This window comes from Streptomyces sp. Root1304, assembly GCF_001426405.1.
In the GTDB taxonomy this organism is placed as follows: Bacteria; Actinomycetota; Actinomycetes; order Streptomycetales; family Streptomycetaceae; genus Streptomyces.
The window spans coordinates 483,543-502,324 of record NZ_LMEP01000023.1 but is presented as its reverse complement, the minus strand read 5'-3'; the positions used below and the strand labels follow the sequence as shown (position 1 = coordinate 502,324).

13 protein-coding genes are annotated in these 18,782 nt (G+C 72.9%); 11 read left to right on the top strand and 2 right to left on the bottom strand.

All coding sequences use genetic code 11. The annotated features are described in order from the left end of the window. Nucleotides 1-56: 56 nt before the first annotated feature. Nucleotides 57-1,352 (bottom strand): MFS transporter, encoded by a 1,296-nt coding sequence (locus ASD33_RS24405; protein ID WP_056564401.1) that lies wholly within the window; start codon nucleotides 1,350-1,352, stop codon nucleotides 57-59. Beyond that, nucleotides 1,349-2,761, bottom strand: a complete 1,413-nt coding sequence (locus ASD33_RS24400; RefSeq protein WP_056564397.1) for a family 1 glycosylhydrolase — start codon at nucleotides 2,759-2,761, stop codon at nucleotides 1,349-1,351. The genes ASD33_RS24405 and ASD33_RS24400 overlap by 4 nt, the downstream gene beginning before the upstream one ends. Nucleotides 2,762-3,023: 262 nt before the next feature. On the opposite strand from ASD33_RS24400, the gene ASD33_RS24395 reads away from it, so the two are divergent. The 11 genes from ASD33_RS24395 to ASD33_RS24335 all read left to right on the top strand — a co-directional run bounded on the left by ASD33_RS24395 (nucleotide 3,024) and on the right by ASD33_RS24335 (nucleotide 18,694). Further along, a complete protein-coding gene (locus ASD33_RS24395; RefSeq protein WP_056564394.1) occupies nucleotides 3,024-5,828 on the top strand; it encodes a hypothetical protein in 2,805 nt (934 codons plus the stop codon). A gap of 428 nt (nucleotides 5,829-6,256) precedes the next feature. Continuing rightward, complete coding sequence (locus tag ASD33_RS34495) at nucleotides 6,257-8,629, top strand: hypothetical protein (RefSeq protein ID WP_079044982.1); 2,373 nt, start codon at nucleotides 6,257-6,259, stop codon at nucleotides 8,627-8,629. Nucleotides 8,630-9,901: 1,272 nt separating this feature from the next. After that, nucleotides 9,902-10,507 (top strand): diaminobutyrate acetyltransferase, encoded by a 606-nt coding sequence (gene ectA, locus ASD33_RS24375; RefSeq protein ID WP_079044981.1) that lies wholly within the window; start codon nucleotides 9,902-9,904, stop codon nucleotides 10,505-10,507. Nucleotides 10,508-10,608: 101 nt separating this feature from the next. Continuing rightward, nucleotides 10,609-11,916 carry a diaminobutyrate--2-oxoglutarate transaminase gene (gene ectB, locus ASD33_RS24370; RefSeq protein ID WP_242427220.1) on the top strand — a complete coding sequence of 436 codons (1,308 nt, stop codon included), beginning with the start codon at nucleotides 10,609-10,611 and terminating at the stop codon, nucleotides 11,914-11,916. 143 nt (nucleotides 11,917-12,059) lie between these two features. Next, a complete protein-coding gene (locus ASD33_RS24365; protein WP_056564388.1) occupies nucleotides 12,060-12,467 on the top strand; it encodes an ectoine synthase in 408 nt (135 codons plus the stop codon). 80 nt (nucleotides 12,468-12,547) lie between these two features. Further along, entirely contained in the window at nucleotides 12,548-13,447 is a 900-nt protein-coding gene (gene thpD / locus ASD33_RS24360) for an ectoine hydroxylase (protein WP_056564385.1), read from the top strand. Between the two features lie 41 nt (nucleotides 13,448-13,488). Next, nucleotides 13,489-14,424 carry an ectoine/hydroxyectoine ABC transporter substrate-binding protein EhuB gene (ehuB, locus tag ASD33_RS24355; RefSeq protein ID WP_056564381.1) on the top strand — a complete coding sequence of 312 codons (936 nt, stop codon included), beginning with the start codon at nucleotides 13,489-13,491 and terminating at the stop codon, nucleotides 14,422-14,424. 76 nt (nucleotides 14,425-14,500) lie between these two features. Beyond that, complete coding sequence (ehuC, locus tag ASD33_RS24350; protein ID WP_056564622.1) at nucleotides 14,501-15,154, top strand: ectoine/hydroxyectoine ABC transporter permease subunit EhuC; 654 nt, start codon at nucleotides 14,501-14,503, stop codon at nucleotides 15,152-15,154. After that, on the top strand, nucleotides 15,154-15,789 hold the full coding sequence (gene ehuD, locus ASD33_RS24345; protein WP_056564378.1) for an ectoine/hydroxyectoine ABC transporter permease subunit EhuD: 636 nt from the start codon (nucleotides 15,154-15,156) through the stop codon (nucleotides 15,787-15,789). The genes ehuC and ehuD overlap by 1 nt, the downstream gene beginning before the upstream one ends. Next, on the top strand, nucleotides 15,779-16,639 hold the full coding sequence (ehuA, locus tag ASD33_RS24340) for an ectoine/hydroxyectoine ABC transporter ATP-binding protein EhuA (protein ID WP_079044980.1): 861 nt from the start codon (nucleotides 15,779-15,781) through the stop codon (nucleotides 16,637-16,639). The genes ehuD and ehuA overlap by 11 nt, the downstream gene beginning before the upstream one ends. Before the next feature lie 582 nt (nucleotides 16,640-17,221). Then, on the top strand, nucleotides 17,222-18,694 hold the full coding sequence (locus tag ASD33_RS24335) for a SulP family inorganic anion transporter (protein ID WP_242427248.1): 1,473 nt from the start codon (nucleotides 17,222-17,224) through the stop codon (nucleotides 18,692-18,694). Nucleotides 18,695-18,782: the final 88 nt, after the last annotated feature.

The window sequence follows — 18,782 nt, the reverse complement described above, 5'->3', positions numbered from 1 at the left end:
TTCGCCGGAGCCGGGCAGGACGGCCCGGCGCATCTCGTTCGGCGGCGATGCGTAGGTCAGAGGACCGAGCGGATGCGGCGTACCAGGACCGACCCCGCGAGCGCCAGGGCGCCCGCGAAGGCGTACAGGGCCGTGTAGCCGCCGAAGTGGGTGACGACCGGGGCGGCGATCACGGGGGCGAGGACCTGCGGCAGCGCGTTGGCGATGTTGATGACGCCCAGGTCCTTGCCCCGGTCCTCCGCCGTCGGCAGCACGTCCGTGAGCAGGGCGAAGTCCACGGCCGTGTACACGCCGAAGCCCAGGCCGAGCACGAGCGAGGCCACGACGGCGCCCGTCCAGGTCTGCCAGACCGCGAGCAGCAGGGTGGCCGCGGAGATGACGACTCCGGACCAGATGACGTAGGACTTCCGCCGGCCGCTGCGGTCCGACCTGATGCCGCTGATCACCACTGTGGAGAGCAGGGTGAGCGCGTTGAGCGCCGTGAGGATCAGCACGCCGTTGTCCGCGTCCCCGTCGTAACGCACGGCGTCGGTCAGGTAGTAGAGCAGGTACATCGTGCTGATGGAGTACGACAGGTTCATCAGGAACCGGGTGAGCCAGGCCCACCCGAAGTCGGGATGGCGGCGCGGGTCGATCCAGAAGCCGCCGAGGAACGTCCGCCATCGGAAGGCCGGCCGGGCGGCCGGGGCGAGCGGAGTGTCGCGCCGCATCACGACGTACGGAACCGCCGCGAGGACCGTGAAGACCGCGCAGGCCAGATAGCCGCCGACCACCCCGCCCGCGACCGTGGCCAGCGCCGTACCCACCAGGATGCCGACGACCTGGGAGACGCCGAGCCAGCCGCCCACCAGACCGCGCTGCCGCGCCGGCACCTGGTCGGGGACGGCGGCGGTGAGCGCGGCGAAGGCCGCGTTGAGCGCGAGCTGGACCAGACACCAGCCCGCGATCACGACCGCGACGCTCTGCGCCGCGGCGAGGACGAGCAGTCCCGCCGCACCGCCCACCACTCCGCCGACCACCCAGGGGATCCGCCGTCCCACGGACGCCGTCGTCCGGTCGGAGAGCGCGCCGAAGACGGGGTTGGCGACCATCGACACCGCCGCGCCGACTCCCGTCACCAGGGCCAGGGTGGACGCCTTGTGGTCGGGTGTGAGCTGCTCGGCCTGGCGGGCCAGGAGCAGCTGGAGCGGGCCGAACCAACCGACCCAGACCCCGAGGTTGGCGAGGGAGAGCGCGCCCACCCATCGCCCACCGGCCGGGGTGCCGGGCTCGGCGGCCGGGCCGACGGCGGTCCCCTCCGCCGCCGTACCCTTCGCCGCCGTCCCTTCCGCCGCCGTACCCTCGGTGGTCATCTGCCGCTCTTGATCAGGTCGCGGTACCAGGCGAACGACTCCTTGGGCGTCCGCGCCAGCGTCTCGTAGTCGACGTGTACGAGCCCGAAGCGCTGCCGGAACCCCTCCGCCCACTCGAAGTTGTCGAGGATCGACCAGATGAAGTAGCCGCGGACGTCGGTGCCCTCGGTCATCGCCTCGTGCAGCGCGCGGACATGGCCGTCGTGGTACGCGATCCGGCGGGCGTCGTCGATCCGGCCCGTCACGGGGTCCGGGCCGTCACCGTACGAGCAGCCGTTCTCGGTGATGTAGACGGGCGGCAGCCGGTCGCCGTACCGCTCCCGCATGGTGCCGAGGAGTTCGCGCAGCCCGTCCGGGACCACCGGCCAGCCGAAGTCGGTGAGTTCGCGTCCCTCGATCTGGCGGATGGCGAAGGGGAGGTCCGGCGGGATCTCGATGCCGCCGAAGGAGGAGCCGGCGGACGCCTCCTCCGCCGCTCCGGATTCGGCGGCCGAGGCGGCCGCGGCCGGTTGCGGGGCGCCGACGAGCATCGGGTTGTAGTAGTTGATCCCGTACCAGTCGAGGGGTTCCGAGATCGTCTTGAGGTCCTCCGCGACCGGGCCGGGCAGCAGCGAGTCGAGGCCCGCCGGGTAGGTGCCGGTCAGGATCGGGTCGGCGAAGAGGCGGTTCGTGAGCGTGTCGTACAGCTCGGCGGCCGCCCGGTCGTCGTCACTGTCGCCGGCGGCCCAGACGGGGCTGTGGGAAGCGGCGATGCCGATCTGGCGGGCGCCGGCGGCGCGCAGCGCCTGCACGCCCAGTCCATGGGCCAGGAGTTGGTGGTGGGCCACGGGCAGGGCGTCGAAGACCATGCGTCTGCCGGGTGCGTGCTCGCCGAGGCCGTAGCCGAGGAGGGTGACCTCGGCCGGTTCGTTGATGGTGATCCACATGGGGACGCGGTCGGCGAGCCGCTCCGCGACCACGGAGGCGTACGCCGCGAAGCGCTCGGCGGTGTCCCGGTCGAGCCAGCCGCCCTCCTTCTCCAGGGCGAGCGGGGTGTCCCAGTGGAAGAGCGTCGGCACCGGCGCGATCCCGGAGGCGCACAGTTCGTCGACGAGCCGGTCGTAGAAGTCCAGCCCCTTGTCGTTGACGCGGCCGTGTCCCTCGGGCAGGACGCGGGACCAGGAGACGGAGAACCGGTAGGCGCCGACGCCGAGTTCGGCCATCAGGGCGACGTCCTCGCGGTAGCGCCGGTAGTGGTCGGTGGCCACGTCCGCGCGCGAGCCGTCCTTGACGCGTCCCTCTTCTCCGGTGAAGGCGTCCCAGCTGGAGGGGCCCCGGCCGTCGGCCGTGAGCGAGCCCTCGATCTGGAAGGCGGAGGCGGAGACGCCCCAGAGGAATCCGGCCGGGAACTCGGGTACGGGCACTGTCATGAGGACTCGCTTCGATCGACGGCGTACGCGGTGCGGCGTACGAGGTGCTCCCGGCACTTTCGGGTCCCCGGGTCCGCCCTGTCAATGGAAAGTGAACACTTCTCATGTTTTGCCATCGCGTCGAGGACGCCACCCCGGTCCGCCCGGGTCCGCCTGGGCCTTCGCACCCCATGAGGCAACCCCCGCCGCCCGGTTGGCATCTCTCCCGTACGAGATCGATCCGACCGTGAGGAAGAACGCTTTGATACGTGTCATACGTGGCATGACCGCCACCACCGCCGGCTTACTCGCCCTGACCCTCGCGTCACCCGGGTCCGCGTACGCCCTGCCCGCCCCCGGCGAGTCGTCCGTCACCGCCCCCGGCGGGCGGTACGGAGAGCTGGAACTTCCCCCCGGCTGGCAGGTCGTCGGTGGCGGTAAGGGCCGGCAGTTGGTCTGGACGGCTCCCGCGCCCGTACCCATGGGCGATGCCCGGGTCGAGTTCCATGCGGGTGACCGGCTGCTCGGCGTTCCCGTGGCCCAGCCCGACGGCCGGTCCTTCCGGTTGCCCCTCGGGGACTTCCGGATCACCGAGGGGACTCTGCTGCGCGTCACTGCGGGCGGGCGCCGGCTCGATGCGCCCGGACCCGCTCGCTCCGCGGGCCTCCGCCCGCCCGCGCCCACCGCCGTGCCGGAGTCCCCGCTTCCCGTGAACCCGGTGGATCCCGGGACACCGGGGCGGTACCGCACCGTCAGCGGCTCCTACGACCTGGCATCCGTACGGCTGCCCGGGTTCCCCGAACCCGTCGAGATGCGCGCCACGGTGGTGGGACCGGCCGACGCGCCGGGCAAGCGGCCGGTGGCCCTCTTCCTGCACGGCCGTCACGGCACCTGCTACACCCCGGGCACCGAGGAGATGAACGGTTCCTGGCCCTGTACGGACGGCACCCGCGCGATACCCAGCCATGAGGGGTACCTGCGCGCCCAGCGGCTCCTGGCCTCTCAGGGTTACGTGACCGTGTCCGTCTCCGCGAACGGCATCAACGGTCAGGACTACCGTGCCGAGGACGGCGGCGCGCAGGCCCGTTCCTCCCTCGTACGACTGCACCTGGCCCGTTGGGCGGCCTGGTCCGCGAACAGGTCGACCGCTCCCGCCGCCGTACGCCGCACCTCCCCCGCCGACCTGTCGCGGGTGCTGCTCGTCGGCCATTCCCGAGGCGGCGAGGGAGTCAACCGGGCCGCCCTCGACAGCCTGAACCCGGCGCCCGCCGACCAGGACGGCTACCGGGGACCGGTCCGGTGGAAGATCCGCGGCACCGTCCTGATCGGTCCCACGATCTTCGGCAACAACCCGGCTCCCGACGTGCCCTCGCTGACCGTCCTGCCGGGCTGCGACGGCGACGTGTCCGACCTCCAGGGACAGAACTACGTCGACGGGACCCGGGGCGTCAGCCGGGGCGCCGCTCTGCACAGCGCCGTCTACGTGGTCGGCGCCAACCACAACTTCTTCAACAGCGAGTGGACCCCCGGCCAGGCCCAGGCACCGGCCAACGACGACTTCTGGTCCGAGGACGGCGTCGACCCGGTCTGCTCGCCCGGGACGCCGACCCGTCTGACGGCCACACAACAGCAGGCCGTCGGCGCCACGTACGTCGCCGCTGCCGCCCGGCTGTTCGTCGGCGGTGACGACCGGGTCCGTCCGCTCCTCGACGGCACGGGCCGCCGCGCGCCCTCCGCCGGCCCGGCCCGTGTCCTCGCGCACGCCGTCGGCGCGAACCGTACGCCGGCCTTCCTGCCCGGCCCCTCGGTGACCGTGTCGGGCGGCGGCAGGCTCTGCGCCCAGGTCGACCCCGACGCCGCCCGTGCCTGCCTGTCCCCGGAGGCGGGTGGCCTGTCGCCGCACTTCGCGTTCTGGGAGACCGCCTCCGAACCGGGCCGTGACGCCGTCGCGATGGAGTGGTCGAGGCCCGGGACGCCCGTCGCGGTGCGCTCGGCCCGGCCCGTCTCCCTGGCGGGTGCCGAGTCCCTGGCCCTGCGGCTGATCGTTCCGCCCGACAGCACGGGCACCGAACTGGACGTGAGCGTCACCGACGCGTCCGGGCGTCGCGCGCACCTGGGCCGTACCCGGATCGACGGGCTTCCCGGCACCGAGCGGACCGCCTCCTACTGGGCGCGCGAGGTACGGGTGCCGCTGTCCGCCGCGGTGCGCTCCCGCCTCGACCTGAAGCGGATCACGACGCTGGAACTGACCCCGCGCGGTGGTCCGGGCCGCGCGTGGCTGATGGACGCGTGGGGCTGGCGCCCCGGCACTCCCGCCGTACGCCCCGCCGCGCTCGCCCGCGTCGACATCGGCCGGCTCAGCGTCGCGGAGGGCGACTCCGGCGTCCGCACCTACCGGGTGCCGGTGCGCGTCTCCGGCCGGGGCAGCGGTCAGGTCCGGCTGTTCGTCCCCCGGCCGGACACGGGCGAGTTCACCTCCCGTGTCGTGACGGTGCGTCCCGGACGCCACGACATCGACATTCCGGTCGAGGTGCGCGGCAACACCCGTTACGGCTACGACGCCCTGCACGACGCCTTCGTCAAGGCCGTGCGCGGGACCGTGGTCGGCGCGCACCGGGGCGGGGTGACCGCGCTCAACGACGACGCCAGGCCGAAGGTGAGCCTCACGCCCGTCGCGGACGACGTGCCCGAGGGCTCCGCCCTCACCTGGCGGGTGACGCTGTCCGAACCCGCCGACGTCGACATCTCGGGCGCCGTCACCTTCCTGCCGCCGACCGCCGGTACGGGACCGTCGCCGGCGGAAGCGCCGGAACTGTCCACGGCGGACGTCGACCGGGCGTGGCTGCTCGACCATCTCGGCGAGGTTCCCGAACCGGCCGTACCGCTCTCGCAGATCGAGAACGGCGGCCTGTACCTCGGCGTCGACATCCCCGCCGGTGCCACGAGCGCGGAGGTGACCGTGCCGACGGTGAAGGACGGAGTCAGCGAACCGGTGGAGTCGCTGCGCGGGGTGCTCACCACGTACGACGGGGCCTGGGAGCCGGTGCCGGGCCCGGAGTTCGTGGGACGGGTACGGGACGAGCCGTGACGCGCGGGGGCGCGTGCGTGCGGGGTGCGGTACGGATGTCGTCGTGATGTACGTTCCCCGCATGCGCCTCCAGTGACGTGTATCCGTCCGTCGTGACGTACGTGCCGGACGGATACACCCGCCGCGAGTGCCCCCCGCGACCCGCCGAGGAGGCGGGCGGCAGGCCCCTTCAGGGGTCCGTCGCCCGCCTTCGCCGCTTCCCTCCTCCCCCACTCCCTCGCCGCGCGAAGCACTGCGGACGGGTGTACGGACGTTCCCCGTGGAGAGTGGTCCGGCGGGCGTCCGCGCCACCCGGCGTACCGCTCGCGCGTTGGGGTTGCCGTGACGCCGATTGCAGTGACGGTTCTGCACGCTGGGCCTGCGGCTTTTCCGCCGTACGGCGAGGCCTCCGAGGTGGCGTCCTCGAAGGAAGCGATGGCACCCAGGTCGTGAAGTACCCCCACGTATGGACGTGCGCCGACGGCTTCGACGACGGGCCCGGCACCCCGTCCGCCCGGGAGGCGGGCGGGCTGCTGGGCCGTGCCGGGGAACTCGCGGAACTGCGCACCGCCCTGTCCGACCAGCGCCAGGTGACCGTGACGGGTCCTGCCGGGGTCGGCAAGAGCCGGCTCGCCGCGGCCGTCGCGGCTCCCTTCGCCGGCGGTCCGTGGCAGGCCACGGTCCGGGTGCGCTGGCACGACGGCGTACCCGTCGCTCCGGGCGCCCTGGCCGCGCGGGTGGCCCGCGCGCTCACCGCCGCCGTCGGAGCGCCGCCGGGCGCGAAGCCCGCCGACGTCACCGTCGCCGCCTGCGCCGCGGCCGCGCACGGGCTCCTGTTGGTCCTGGACGACGTGGACCCCGTGCACGCCGAGTGCGCGGGCCTGGTGCAGCGGCTGCTCATGGCCGTGCCGGCGCTCCGGGTCCTGGTGACCGCGCGCCGCGCGCTCGGACTCGGCGCCGAACGGGTCGTACGGCTGGGGCCGTTGGCCGTCGACGCCTCCTCGGGTTCGTCGGAACCCGCACCTGCCGTCGAGCTCTTCCTCGCACGCGCGCGGGGCGGCCCGCCGGTGGCGGAGGGAGACATGCCGGACGTTCGGCGGGTGTGCCGCATCCTGGAAGGGGTCCCGCTGGCGATCGAGCTGGCGGCCGGACGGCTGGGCGACCGTACGGTACGGGAACTCGCCGACCGCCTGGAGACGGACCAGTGCTGGCTGGCCGGTCCGGGCCCGGTCCTCCGGCGGCACCGGTCCCTGCGGGCGTCCGTCGGCGCGGTGCACGCGCTGTGCGAACCCGCCGTGCGGAAGGTGTGGCACCGCGCCAGCGTGTTCGCGGGGTCGTTCACCGAGGCGGCGGCGGTGCACCTGTGCGCGGGGGGCGATATCGAGCCACAGCACGTGCCCTCCTGCCTCGCGCTGCTCAGCGCGACGGGGGTGCTCCAGGTGATCGGCGAGCCGGGAGCGGCACGCCGTCCGCGCTACCGCATGGTGCGTGCGGCGCGCGACTTCGGCGCCGAACGGCTGCGCGGGGCGGGCGAGTCGCAGCACGCGCTGGCCCGGCACGCGATCCACTTCCGGGGTGTCGCGGCGGTCGCCGAGACCCTGTGGCACACGGGGCTCCAGCGCCAGGCGGTGCAGATCGTCCTCGACGAGCACGACGACCTGATGGCCCTGGCCGAGGGGGCGCTCGCCGTCGCGGCCCGCGCACACCACCTGCCGCGCAGCGAGCATCCGTCCCGCGCCGAACGGGCGGCCGGTGCCGAGCACTCCCCCGGCGCCGAGCACCCGGACGGCGCCGGGGACACGGCCGGCGTCGTGGACACGGCGGACGCGGACACCGGTGCCGTGCACCCGGCCGATGCCGAGAACAGGACCGGCCCCGGCCGTCCGGCAGCCGGGGCCGAGCACGGAGCGGGCTTCGACCGCTCGCCCGGGTTCGAGCACCCGCCCGGCCGGGAGTTGTCGCCCGGGTGGGAGCCCTCACCCGGGTTCGACCGCTCACCCGATTCCGGCCACCCGGCCGATGTCGACCGTACGGCCGAGGCATGTCACGCGGGCTGCGCCGAGCGGGTCGAGGCGGCGGTGGAGACCGTCCTGCACCTCTGGTTCTGGTGGGCGGCGCACGAGCGCGGGCCGGAGGGCGGGCGGCTCCTGCTCGGCCTGCTCCCCCACCTCCCCACCGACAGCCCCCTGACGGCCCGTGGGCGATGGCTGGCGGCCTGGCTGGTCGCGGCGCACGACCCCCGGACGGCGCATCGGCTCCTCGACCTCGCCTGGCCGGCCGCCGTCATGGCCGGGGACGACGCGCTCGTCGGCCGTATCGCCCATGTCCACGGAACGCTCGCCTGGCGGCGGCGCGACCGGGAGGCCGCCTTCCAGCACTACCGGCTGGCCGCCGACACCGTTCCGGAGGAGGCCTACGGCGGGCCGCCGCCCGCCGTGAGCCTGGCGGCCCTGTCCGTCGTCCAGGCCCACGGGGCTCCCGACGACGCCGCGCGCACCGCCGACCGCGCGCTGGCCCGGCCGAGCGGCGGCGACGACCTCTGGGCGGCCGCCCTCGCCCAGTACGCGCGCGCCTTCGCCGACCACCGCGCGGGCCGCACGGGCCGCGCCTGGCACCGTACGCGGCGCGCGCTGGCGCGCCTCGACGACGAACCCGGTGCCGCTCCACAGGCCCACACGGCGCTCCGCCAGCTGCTCGACCACATCGAGAGCGCGACGGACACCTCCCGCGGCCCCTCGGACCGGCACCGGCCGTTCGTACCGGCCCCACGCACCGGAGCGCAGTCGGTGCGCACGGTCCAGGACGGCGCCGGCCGGTGGTGACGCGCTCCTCGTGACCCCCGCCGGAGGGACATCGGGAGGGCGGCACGGCGCAGCGACGCCCCACCCGGGTTCCACGCCGGCGGGGCGTCGGTCCCGAGCAGCAACGAGCAGCCAGCACGCGTGACTAAGGACCCCTCCACGGTAGGACCCGGGTCTGACATTGATACTCGTAGCGGGTTCCGGTGGTCGTGGCTCACGGTCCGGCTGACGTCCTGCTGGGCTGTCCTGCGACTGTTCCGCCCGGCCGCCGGGATCCGTTCTCCGTGGCTCCGGCCAGGTGGAACATGACCTGACAGGAGCTTGGCCAGAGGCCCCCTCAACGTCCCGTCTGCCCCCTGGACACCGCCGCCACCGACAACAACCCCGGCCTGCGCGCCGCGTTCGGCGTCGGCCCCGACACCGCGGCCCAGCGCTTGATCAACGCCGTCGGCAAGGCCGACCTCCTGCGCACGGAGACCTCCTTCGCAGCGCTCTGCGGCGTCGCAACTGTTCCCCGTTCTGAGGCAGCTGCCGATCTCAGCGCCGGGTCAGCGATGCTGACCGCCCTTCTTGAAGGACCGGGGTTGCCGGCGACCATGGGGGTGCAGCGGCCTGCGGCGACTGACGTGGACCACCAGGTGCGTGACGACGGTGGCCGGGACAAGGAGACGGGCGATCCATGACGTGCGCAGTGTGATGTCGACCAAGGACGTGGCCGTCTTCCAGCCGTGAGGGAGACCGAAGAGAAGGGCCGAGACGAGGAGCGAGAGCACCGCCGACGCCAGCACGGCAAAAGCCACCCGGCGCGCAAGCCCTTCCCACCACGCACTTGTGGCATCCCGATCCACCCTGCCCCCTCACCCATCGTGCGGGCATTGTCGCTCACGGCCCATGGCGGTCAACAGAACAGCGTCAAGCAACCAGCAGCACGGAAAGGCCGAGCCGGCGTACACAGCCGCTTGACGATCAAGAGGAGCGTCGATCGACCTCCGCGCAGCCGGTTTCCGCATGGTCGGAAGACCCGCCCCGAACCTCTACACCTGACCCCGCACGTGCCCCTCAAACCCGAAAAGCGGGACTGTCTCACATCGGGTGTGGAGACGAGCACCCCATCGACAATGCGTTACCCAGCCGTTATAAACACAAGATATTCGCCCCTTTGGGGTGATTTTCCTTGGTCTCGAAGGCTCATTGGCGCCGCCGAGCGTCATTGCGCACCTATCACGCGCACCACAGGCGCACAACCCCGTAGCCCCAGGAAGTTCCCCTCTTCTCTCGGTAGCTTCGGCGCACATGACCACCGCCCATGTGACCTCCCCGTTCGCCAGTCCCGACCACTCCGACGGATCCGACCGCGATTCCCGACGCGGCCCCGAAGCCGGGGGTGACCTCGGCGTCAGCGTCGACCGGGCGCGGGTGAGCGATGGGTCCGCGCTGTGGCGGATCGCCCGTGACTCGGGGGAACTGGACGTCAACTCGCCCTACAGCTACCTCCTGTGGTGCCGGGACTTCGCCGACACGACCGCCGTCGCCCGTGACGCCGAGGGGCGCCCGGTCGGCTTCGTCACCGGGTACCTGCGTCCCGACGCCCCCCGCACGCTCTTCGTGTGGCAGGTCGCCGTCGATGGTTCGCACCGCGGAACCGGGGTAGCCGGAGCACTGCTCGACGCCCTGGCCGCCCGTGTGGCGGCCGAGCGCGGGCTCGACCGGATGGAGGCGACCGTCACCCCGGGCAACGCGCCTTCCGACCGGATGTTCCGCTCGTACGCGCGCCGCCACGGCGCGACCGTGACCCAGGAGGTCCTGTTCCCGTCCACGGCCTTCCCCGGCGCTCCCGGCACCGACGGCACCGGACACGAACCCGAAGTGCTCTACCGCATCGGCCCCCTGACGTACTGACGCACCGGCGTCCTGCCGAACCGGCGCGCCGACGGCCGGACACGCCCCCGGCCGTCCCCCTTCCGAGCATTCACCCGCACCCGCACCGATCCTGGAGAGACGTGACCGCCCTCACCGACATCATCGCCGCCCCTTCCGTCTTCGAGACCGTCGAATCCGAGGTCCGCAGCTACTGCCGCGCCTGGCCCGTCGTCTTCGAGCGCGCGAGCGGGAGCCGGCTCTACGACGAGGACGGGCGTCCCTTCCTCGACTTCTTCGCCGGCGCGGGCTCCCTCAACTACGGCCACAACAACCCCGTCCTGAAGCGCGCGCTCCTCGACTACCTCGCGCGCGACGGCGTCACCCACGGCCTGGACATGTCGACGACCGCCAAACGGGACTTCCTCGAAGCGTTCCGTACGACGATCCTGGAGCCGCGCTCCCTGCCCTACAAGGTCATGTTCCCCGGCCCGACCGGCACCAACGCCGTCGAGGCCGCCCTGAAGCTCGCCCGCAAGGTCACCGGGCGCGAGACGGTCGTCTCGTTCACCAACGCCTTCCACGGCATGTCCCTCGGCTCGCTCGCCGTCACCGGCAACGCCGCCAAACGCGCCGGCGCGGGCGTCCCGCTCAACCACGCCACCCAGATGCCGTTCGACCACTACCTCGGCGGACGGATGCCGGACTTCCTCTGGTTCGAGCGGCTCCTGGGCGATCCCGGCTCCGGTCTCGACCACCCCGCCGCCGTCATCGTCGAGACGGTCCAGGGCGAGGGCGGCGTCAACGTCGCCCGGGTCGAGTGGCTGCGGCAGCTCGCCGACCTGTGCCGCCGCCGGGACATGCTGCTCATCGTGGACGACGTCCAGATGGGCTGCGGGCGCACGGGCGACTTCTTCTCCTTCGAGGAGGCGGGGATCGTGCCCGACATCGTCACCCTGTCGAAGTCGATCAGCGGTTACGGCCTTCCCATGGCCCTCTGCCTGTTCCGCCCCGAGCTGGACGTCTGGCAGCCGGGCGAGCACAACGGCACGTTCCGCGGCAACAACCCCGCCTTCGTGACCGCCACCGCGGCCCTGGAGACCTTCTGGGCCGACGGCGCCCTGCGCGAGCGCACCCTGAACCGAGCCGGACGCGTCGAGCACGCCCTCCTCGACCTCTGCGGCGAGGACGGCCGCACGGCGCTCCGGACCCGGGGCCGCGGCCTGGTCTGGGGCCTGGAGTTCGGCGACGGGGAGCGTGCCGAGGCCGTGTGCCGGCGCGCCTTCGAGCTCGGGCTGCTCCTGGAGACGTCGGGGCCGCACGGCGAGGTGGTCAAGCTGCTGCCGCCGCTCACGGCGACGGACGACGAACTCGACGAGGGCCTCGGCATCCTGGCCCGCTCCGTCCGGCACACCGCCGACCTCCGCACGTCCGGCCGCCACGCCGCCTGACCGTCACGCCGCCCGACCGCGCGGCCCGGCACCCCACGTCACGCCCGGCTCGCCATCGCCCGGCCCGGCCCCGCCGTATCGCGCCGGGCCCCGCCGCCCCTTCCCCCCACCTCACCCCACCCCCGACAGAAAGGCGATCCCCCGTGATCGTGCGTTCCTTCGACGAACTCGACGGCACCGAGCGGCATGTGAAGGCCGCCTCCGGCACCTGGGAGAGCAAGCGCATCGTCCTGGCCCGTGAGCGGGTCGGGTTCTCCCTGCACGAGACCGTGCTGTACGCGGGCACCCGTACCTCCATGTGGTACGCGAACCACGTCGAGGCCGTCGTCTGCACCGCCGGCGAGGCCGAGCTCACCGACCACGAGACGGGCCGCACGTACACGATCGTGCCCGGAACCATGTACCTGCTCGACGGGCACGAGCGGCACACCCTCGATGTCAAGCGGGACTTCCGCTGCCTCTGCGTCTTCAACCCGCCCGTCACCGGCCGCGAGGACCACGACGAGAACGGCGTCTACCCCCTGCTCACCGAGCCCGAGCCCACCGCCTGACCCCACCCCGACCCAACCCCGGCACCCCCGCGCCCCCACACCCGACGACCCCGCACGAGACAAGGAAGGCACCGCCTCTCATGACCTCCGCCCCCGCCCGTCCCGTCGACCTCTACCCGACCCGTGGCACCGAGGAGCAGCTGATCGGCCGCAAGGACCCCGTCGTGTGGTCCGCGCCCGGCACCGCCGGGCCCTTCTGGGCGCGGGAGCTGGAGGAGTACGAGCGCGACGGGTTCGTCACCGTCGACGAGCTCGTCACCCCGGAGGAGGTGGAGGCGCTGCGGGACGAGCTCGACCGGCTCGTCACGGACCCGGCGGTCCGACAGGACGAGCGGGCCGTCGTGGAGCCGAACTCGCGGGAGATCCGCTCCGTGTTCGAGGTGCACCGGATCAGCGAGGTGTTCGCCGGGCTCGCGGCGGACCCGCGCGTCGTCGGGCGCGCCCGCCAGATACTCGGTTCCGACGTGTACGTCCACCAGTCGCGCGTCAACGTCAAGCCGGGCTTCGGCGCCAGCGGCTTCTACTGGCACTCCGACTTCGAGACCTGGCACGCGGAGGACGGGCTGCCCCGGATGCGGACGGTCTCCGTGTCGATCGCCCTCACGCCGAACCACAGCACCAACGGCAGCCTGATGATCATGCCGGGTTCGCACCGGACGTTCCTGGGCTGCGCCGGTGAGACCCCGCGCGACAACTACAAGAAGTCGCTCCGCATGCAGGACGCGGGGACGCCGTCGCACGAGGCCCTCACGACGTTCGCCGACGCCTGCGGCATCCGCCAGTTCACCGGCCCGGCGGGCTCGGCGACCTGGTTCGACTGCAACGCCCTGCACGGTTCGGGCGACAACATCACCCCGTACCCGCGCAGCAATGTGTTCCTCGTGTTCAACAGCGTCGAGAACCAGCCGGAGCTGCCGTTCGCCGCGCCGGTGCGGCGGCCGTCGTTCATCGCCGCGCGGGACGTCGTCCCCGTCGGATGACCCCGCCGCCCATCGTCCGTACGACAAGGAAGGGGACGTCCATGTCCCATCAGGATGACGGCCGGGGCCGCTCGCCCCTCGACCGCCGCGGATTCCTCACCAGATCGGCGCTGCTCGGCGCGGCCGCCCTCACCCCGGCGTTCGTGACGGCCTGCAGCCGCACCGAGGCCGGCACGGGGGCTCCGAAGGGCGACGCGGACCTGCTGGCGAAGCTGCGGAAGCAGGGCTTCGTCCGGGTGGGGTTCGCCGGTGAGGCACCGTACGGCTTCCAGGACGGCGGCGATCTCGCGGGCGAGGCCCCGACGCTCCACCGGGAGATCTTCACGGCGCTGGGGGTCCGCGAACTGCGGCCCACGCTCACCGAGTTCGGCACGCTCATCCCGGGTCTCCTCGCGGACCGGTTCGACGTCGTGAGCGCGGGCATGGCGATCACGCCCGAGCGGTGCGCCAAGGTCCTGTTCTCCGAGCCGGAGTTCATCTCCCCGACCTCACTGATGGTCCGTCAGGGCAACCCGAAGGGACTGAGCGACTTCGCGTCCTGTGTGGCACGGGGCGCCACCGTGGGAGTGCTCACGGCGGCCGTGGAGGCCTCGTACGCCAAGGCGGCCGGTGTGTCGGACGGTTCGGTGAAGACGCTGGCCAAGCAGCAGGACGGTCTCGACGCGCTGCTCGCCGGCCGGATCGACGCCTTCGCGCTGACCGGCATCTCGCTGCGCTGGCTCGCCCGGACGAACCGGGGCGCGGCCGTGCAGGTGGGCACGCCGTTCGTGCCCGTGGTGAACGGGGTCAAGCAGTTCAGCGCGGGTGGCGCGGTGTTCCGGCAGGGGGCGGACGGGCTGCGGGACGCCTTCGACCGGGAGCTGGCGAAGATAACCGGCGACCCGGCCCGGTACGTACGGCTCGTCGGACGCTACGGGTTCACCGAGCGCGAGGTGCCGCCCCGCTCGCTGCGCACGGCCGATCTCTGTGCGGCCTGAGCACGTGACCGGGGCACCCTTGCCCGCCGGGCAGGCGGCCGGCACCACCGAGGCCGCTCCCGGGTTCCTCGCCGAGCTGGGGAGCGCCCTGCCCCGGCTCGGCGAGGGCCTGTTGGTCACGGTGGAGGCGACGGTCCTGGGGGCCGTGCTCGCCCTCGTCCTGGCCTACGCGCTGGGGCTCGCGGCCGGCTCCTCGCGCGCGCTCGTGCGCGGCGGGTCACGGCTGGTCGTCGAGTTCTTCCGGGGCACCTCACTGTACGTACAGCTGTTCTGGCTGTTCTTTGCGCTGCCCATGCTCGGCTTCCGGCTGGAGCCGCTGGCGTGCGGCGTCCTCGCGCTCGGGCTCAACTTCGGGGCGTACGGGGCGGAGGTGGTGAGGGGCGCCGTCGCGGCGGTCCCGGCCTCGCAGAGCGAGGCGGCCGTCGCGCTCGGCATGCGACCGGGACTGCGGCTGAGGCGGGTGGTGCTGCCGCAGGCGCAGGCGCTGATGGTCGCGCCGTTCAAGAACCTGCTGGTGCAGCTGCTGAAGGCGACGCCGCTGCTGTCGCTCGTCACCGTGCCCGATCTGACCTTCGAGATCGACCAGCTGCGGTCCGCGACCGGTGACACGGCGGCCGCGTATCTGCTGCTCCTCGCGGTCTACGGCGCCGTGGCCGCCGTACTGAGTCTGCTGATGAACGCCCTGGAGCGGTCGGCGAAGGCCCGTCTCGGGCAGGGAGGTGGTGCGTGATGTGGGACGGTGACGCGGCCCTGACCGCGCTTCCCGTCGTACTCAAGGGCTTCGGTGTGACCCTGGCCGCGACCGTCCTCGGATTCGTCGTCGCGGCCGTCCTCGGCCTGGTCCTCGCCGTCGTGGGGCGGGTGGCTCCCCGGTGGGTGGCGCTGCCGGTGGGCGGTGCGGCGGCGTTCGTCCGCTCGACGCCGCTGCTCGTGCAGTTGTTCGCGGCCTGGGTGCTGATCCCCGCGCTCGATCCGCTGGCGCTGGGCGTGCTCGTCCTGGGCGTGCACTACGCCACGTACCTCTCCGAGGTCTACCGGACCGGCATCGACGCGGTGCCGAAGGGGCAGTGGGAGGCGTGCACGGCGCTCTCGCTGCCGCGCCACCGGACGTGGCGGGCGGTCGTGCTGCCGCAGGCGGTGCGGAACGTCCTGCCGCCGCTCGGGAACTACGCCGTCTCCCTCTTCAAGGAGACTCCGCTGCTGTCCGTGATCACCGTGCACGAGATGGTCCACGAGGCGAACACCTTCGGCAGCACGCACTTCGCCTATCTGGAGAGCTTCACCCTGGCCGCCGCGGTGTTCCTGCTCGCGAGCTGGCCCACGTCCGTGCTCGTACGACGACTGGAGGCACGCCTTGCCCACTGAGCGGCTCTCGAAGACCCCGGAGCCACGGCCGGACCCGCCCGCCGTCGCCGCGGACACGGACACCGGCACGGCCGCGGTCGCCGACGCGGTCCGCTTCGAGCGGGTCACCAAGCGGTACGGGGACCACACCGTGCTCGACGGTCTCGACCTGTCCGTGGGGCGCGGCGAACGCGTGACGCTCATCGGGCCGAGCGGCTCGGGCAAGACGACGATCCTGCGGCTGCTCATGACGCTGGAGCGGGTCACCGAGGGCGTCATCCACGTCGACGGGCTGCCCTACTCCCACACGCCATCGGGTTCCGACGGCGGGAAGCCGGTGCCGGCGAGCGAGCGCGAGCTCGCGACGCGGCGGCGCCGGGTCGGCATGGTCTTCCAGCAGTTCAACCTGTTCCCCCACATGAACGTGCTGGAGAACGTGGTCGAGGCGCCCGTCCACGTGCTCGGCGAGAGTCGGGAGGCGGCGGAGGCCCACGCCCGCGACCTGCTCGGGCTCGTCGGCCTCGACGACAAGATCGACGCCCGGCCCACCCGGCTCTCCGGCGGCCAGCAGCAGCGGGTGGCCATCGCCCGCGCGCTCGCGATGCGGCCCGAGATCCTCCTGCTCGACGAGGTGACGTCCGCACTCGACCCGGAGCTGGTGGCGGAGGTCCTGGACGTGCTGCGGGGCATCGCGCGCGACACCGAGATCACCCTGCTCTGCGTGACGCACGAGATGGGCTTCGCGCGTGACGTGTCGGACCGGATCCTCATGTTCGACCAGGGCCGGATCATCGAGTCGGGCCCGGCGGCCCGCCTGCTCGACGCACCGGAACACGAACGGACGAGGTCGTTCCTGCGGTCGGTGAGGTGAGGACTCGTACCCGGTCCCGTACGGGGTGAGGTCCCGTACGAGGTGACGTCCCGTACGGGGTGAGATCTCGTACGGGGTGACCTCGAGTGACCGGCGTGCCCGGTCGTCCGCGGTCCGGCGTGCCCGGCAGGGGCATGCCGAGAAGCCGTTCCCGGCCGGGTCGGCGGCGGGCCCGACGGCGCCGAGTACTCGTGCTTCCGGCGGGACCCCCCACGCCGCCCACGAACGCGGTGCGCGCCCGCCCGGGTAGAGTCGACGGGCGGCGAGGCCGGCGGACCGCCTCCGCGCCGTTGCCGTGGCCGGGCCGACGACGCTCCTGGCGAAGCCCCGATCCCGCTGGAGAGAAGCGTGCGCGACCCCGTGCCCTCCGGCGACGCCGCCTGCCCGCCCTGAGCGTCCGCCCCCGGCCCTGAGGTCCCGCCCTCGGACCTGAAGCCCGGCCCGCACTCCCCTACGGCTCCTCCCCGCGTTCCCCTCCCGCATCTCCCTGCCTGCCGCACGGGGGTGTGCCCGAGCACGACAGGTTCCCACCCCTTGCCCTCCACCGTCTCCTCCCCCGCCGCCGAGCCGCGTCCCTCGCGTCTGCGGGTTCCCGGGCCCGACTGGCTGTCCGACCCCAAGGTCTGGCGCACCGAGGTGCTGGCCGGTCTGATCGTCGCCCTCGCGCTGATTCCCGAGGCGATCTCGTTCTCGATCATCGCCGGTGTCGACCCGGCGCTGGGTCTCTTCGCCTCCTTCACGATGGCGGTGACCATCTCCGTCGTCGGTGGCCGGCGGGCGATGATCTCCGCCGCGACCGGCGCCGTGGCCCTGGTCATCGCGCCGCTGAACCGTGAGCACGGGCTCGGGTACCTGATCGCCGCCGTCATCCTCGGGGGCGTCTTCCAGGTGGTGCTGGGGCTGCTGGGGGTCGCGAAGCTGGTGCGGTTCGTGCCCCGCTCGGTGATGGTCGGGTTCGTGAACTCGCTCGCGATCCTGGTCTTCATGACCCAGCTCCACGAGCTGGTGGACGTGCCGTGGGCCGTCTACCCGCTGCTCGCCGCCGCCCTGGCGCTGATGGTGTTCCTGCCGAAGGTGAGCACGCTCGTGCCCGCGCCGCTCGTCTCGATCGTGGCCCTCACCGCGCTCACCGTCGCCGCAGGGATCGCGGTCCCGACCGTCGGCGACAAGGGCGCCCTGCCGTCGTCCCTGCCGGTGCCCGGTCTGCCGGACGTGCCGTTCACGACGGCCACGCTGGCGACGATCGCGCCGTACGCCTTCGCGATGGCCCTGGTCGGGCTGATGGAGTCGCTGATGACCGCCAAGCTGGTGGACGACATCACCGACACGCCGTCCGACAAGAAGCGCGAGTCCATCGGCCAGGGCATCGCCAACATCGTCACCGGCTTCTTCGGCGGGATCGGCGGCTGCGCCATGATCGGCCAGACGATGATCAACGTGAAGGTCTCCGGCGCCCGCACCAGGCTCTCGACCTTCCTCGCCGGCGCGTTCCTGATGGTGCTGTGCATCGTGTTCGGTCCGGTCGTCTCCGACATCCCCATGGCCGTCCTGGTCGCCGTCATGATCATGGTGTCGATCGCGACGTTCGACTGGCACTCGATCGCCCCGAAGACGCTCCGCCGGATGCCCGCCGGCGAGATCGTCGTCATGGCCCTCACCGTCGTGGCCGTGATCGCCACCCACAACCTCGCCGTCGGCGTCGTGCTGGGCTCCCTGACCGCCGTGGTGATCTTCGCCCGGCGCGTCGCCCACCAGGCCGAGCTGACCGCCGTCGTCGACCCGGCCGGGACGACCGTGGTCTACCGGATCAGCGGCGAGCTGTTCTTCGCCTCGGCCGGGGAGCTGGTCGGTCGCTTCGACTACGCCACGGACGCCGACAGGATCGTCATCGACCTGTCGGCCGCGCACGTCTGGGACGCCTCGTCCGTCGCCGCCCTCGACATCGTCGAGAGCAAGTACGCCCAGCGCGGGAAGACCGTCGAGATCGTCGGGCTCAACGATCCGAGCGCCCGGCTGCACGGCAGGCTGAGCGGCGAACTCGCGGTCGGTCACTGACCGCCACCCCGTGTGCCGGGTGAACGGGCGCGACCGGCGGCCGGGCCTCGCGCCACCCCCAGCCGGGGCGGCGGTCGCCGGTCGCGCC

Bases quoted from the DNA above. Each gene is read 5' to 3' on its own strand.
- ASD33_RS24395 (WP_056564394.1), top strand. From the start codon at position 3,024: ATGACCGCCACCACCGCCGGCTTACTCGCCCTGACCCTCGCGTCACCC.
- ASD33_RS24405 (WP_056564401.1), bottom strand. From the start codon at position 1,352: ATGACCACCGAGGGTACGGCGGCGGAAGGGACGGCGGCGAAGGGTACG.
- ehuB (WP_056564381.1), top strand. From the start codon at position 13,489: ATGTCCCATCAGGATGACGGCCGGGGCCGCTCGCCCCTCGACCGCCGC.
- ectA (WP_079044981.1), top strand. From the start codon at position 9,902: ATGACCACCGCCCATGTGACCTCCCCGTTCGCCAGTCCCGACCACTCC.
- ehuD (WP_056564378.1), top strand. From the start codon at position 15,154: ATGTGGGACGGTGACGCGGCCCTGACCGCGCTTCCCGTCGTACTCAAG.
- ASD33_RS24400 (WP_056564397.1), bottom strand. From the start codon at position 2,761: ATGACAGTGCCCGTACCCGAGTTCCCGGCCGGATTCCTCTGGGGCGTC.
- thpD (WP_056564385.1), top strand. From the start codon at position 12,548: ATGACCTCCGCCCCCGCCCGTCCCGTCGACCTCTACCCGACCCGTGGC.